Source organism: Hoylesella timonensis S9-PR14 (assembly GCF_000762405.1).
Taxonomy (GTDB): Bacteria; Bacteroidota; Bacteroidia; order Bacteroidales; family Bacteroidaceae; genus Prevotella; species Prevotella timonensis_A.
Map to the genome: position 1 here is coordinate 1 of NZ_JRPQ01000205.1, position 2,253 is coordinate 2,253.

Here is a 2,253-nt window from a genome sequence, read left to right on the forward strand (position 1 = left end):
TTGTTGTCTTTGGAGTTGACTCCTCCTTTGAAAAAACAGACGTTGCTGGGCTTGGATATGGGGTATTTCCGANTGAAGGCCTTCCTGAAGTAAGACCATCTAAGAGATTACTCATTGCATCGGGATCGATTGTCTTTTTCATTGTATTCTGGCTTATTTTATTTCCGTTTTGCTTAATAGTTCCTCTGCGAACGCTCTGTAATCAACTGCTCCATTGCTCTTTGGNTCATAGTCNACGATATTGATGGCTTCCAATGGAGCTTCNGCGACCTTGATGTTCTTTCNTATCTTTGTNATAAATACNTTATCTCCNAACTTGGCTCTAAGTCCAGTTTCTATCTGTTTGCTCAAATTGGACTTTTCCCAACGAGTAAGCAAAATACCTGCAATCTCGATCTTTGGATTTAGTTTCTGCTTTACCATTCTGATAAAGTCGCTAATCATTGTTAATCCTTGGAAGGGCAGCACCTCCGCAAGGAGAGGTATAACGACTAAATCTGATGCGGTAACAGCGTTAAGTGTGAGCAATCCTAAAGACGGTGGACAATCAATTAAAATGTAGTCGTACTCCGCTTTCTTCTCTTGTAGAATATCTGTAAGAATATGCTCTCTGGCCATGACGGAGGCAAGCTCAAGGTCAGCGGAAGCAAGACGCAGGGAAGATGGGACGATGTCAAGATTCTCTGCAATAGGAAAAATGGTTAATCGATAGGAATCTCCTCTGCAAGAGGCGGTAAGGGCATCGTAGATGGTTCTGTCAGCTTGCTCTCCCTTTAATAGGGAGGAAGTAAGATTGCTTTGTGCATCCATGTCTACTAATAATACTTTTTTACCTAAGGAGGCAAGGATAGAGCCTACACTGGCTGTTGTAGTAGTCTTGCCAACCCCTCCTTTATGGTTGGCAAATGAGATAATTGTTGCTTGTTTGTTCATATCGGTTGATTTATATTCTTTATATATACGTATTCTCGTATTTCTTTATTGGTTTATATACATATAGTCATATATACAGCTATACGCTTGCAAAGATACATAATATATTTTATTTATCAAAACTTTTTTATATAATTATTTTGTATTACAGGATTTTATACATTTATTTATTAACTTGAAGATTCCACAAAGTATTTGGGCAAGGAACAACTTGCTGACTCTCCTGCACTTTCGTAGATATAGATGTAAGCCTTTTGCAGAAGTACAGTATGGTTTATCTACCATGAGTAGGAGCAACAAGCAGGTGGCAACAAAATAAAAGGTTTTACCTGATTGTGATTGCCCAGCTCCAATGTCTGTTTGATTATTGTTCAGATTCTTCATAATTTTATTATTGTATTTGTCTGTTCAAACTAATATTTTGACCATCCTTCTGTCCATATAGCACTCCCTCAAGCATCAAATCCTCCTTTGTTTTTCTTCCCTTAAAATCCTTTTTGATATAAAAAGAATCCTTGCCGAGAAATTCTTCGATGGCTGCTGTATGGCAGACCATAAGACCTGTTTCATCTGATGTAGGTTTACGACTCTCAAAGTTGTCTTGTAATCCTACCACCGCACCTATAAAATAAGAATGTAGAAACTTCCTTTTTCCACCATCTGTAAGTCTACGTCCTTCTTGGCGGAGCTGATATTCAAACTCAGCTTTTCTTCTTGGTGCAAGACTTGTAAATGTAGAAACAAGATAGTCGTAGAGAGTTTTTACCACAACCACATTGTCTTCTTGTCCAACGATTATCATATGTTGACAGGAAGGTATCGCTAAAGCTCTGCAATAGTTATTCTCTGTAATCAAAGCAAGAAGATTTCTCTTCCATTGGCTCCCGTAAGGGCTACGATAGGTAATTTCGTCCGATGCGGTAATGTTCAATGTTTCCCTCTCTTCATCTGAAATATCCCCCAGTGAAAGGTTGTATGTTGTAAGCAGCCTGTGTACTGCATTAGCTGCAGCATACGCCTCTCCTTCATTACCCAATGATTCTGCGGAATTCTGAAGCCTTAATAGCTTTTTGATTTTCTCCAGTATTTTATCATCACTTTTCATTTAGCTTTTAATTTTAATTATATGTCAAAATATAATGTTTTTGGAGGGAGGCATGACGATGTTTCCATCCAAAATTTATGTCTAAAATCTATTGCAGGATATTTTTTCTTCAAAACAAACATAATTGTTATTGATTGTTTATCCTTTTTTTATTATTACGTCGTGTTTCTTTCCGATGTTCTGCATCATAACGATTGTGACACCGTTGGCATAAA

General features: G+C 37.7%; 2 protein-coding genes. Both read right to left on the bottom strand.

Features of this window, described 5'->3' with window-relative positions:
- Window positions 1-153: 153 nt before the first annotated feature.
- Window positions 154-933 (bottom strand): ParA family protein, encoded by a 780-nt coding sequence (locus HMPREF9304_RS11665; RefSeq protein WP_036929368.1) that lies wholly within the window; start codon window positions 931-933, stop codon window positions 154-156.
- A gap of 391 nt (window positions 934-1,324) precedes the next feature.
- Window positions 1,325-2,038, bottom strand: coding sequence for a DUF2786 domain-containing protein (locus HMPREF9304_RS11670; RefSeq protein WP_036929371.1), 714 nt, complete (start codon window positions 2,036-2,038; stop codon window positions 1,325-1,327).
- Window positions 2,039-2,253: the final 215 nt, after the last annotated feature.

What these genes read in the sequence shown, in the direction of transcription:
- HMPREF9304_RS11670 (WP_036929371.1), bottom strand. Translation starts at nt 2,038, where the DNA reads ATGAAAAGTGATGATAAAATACTGGAGAAAATCAAAAAGCTATTAAGG.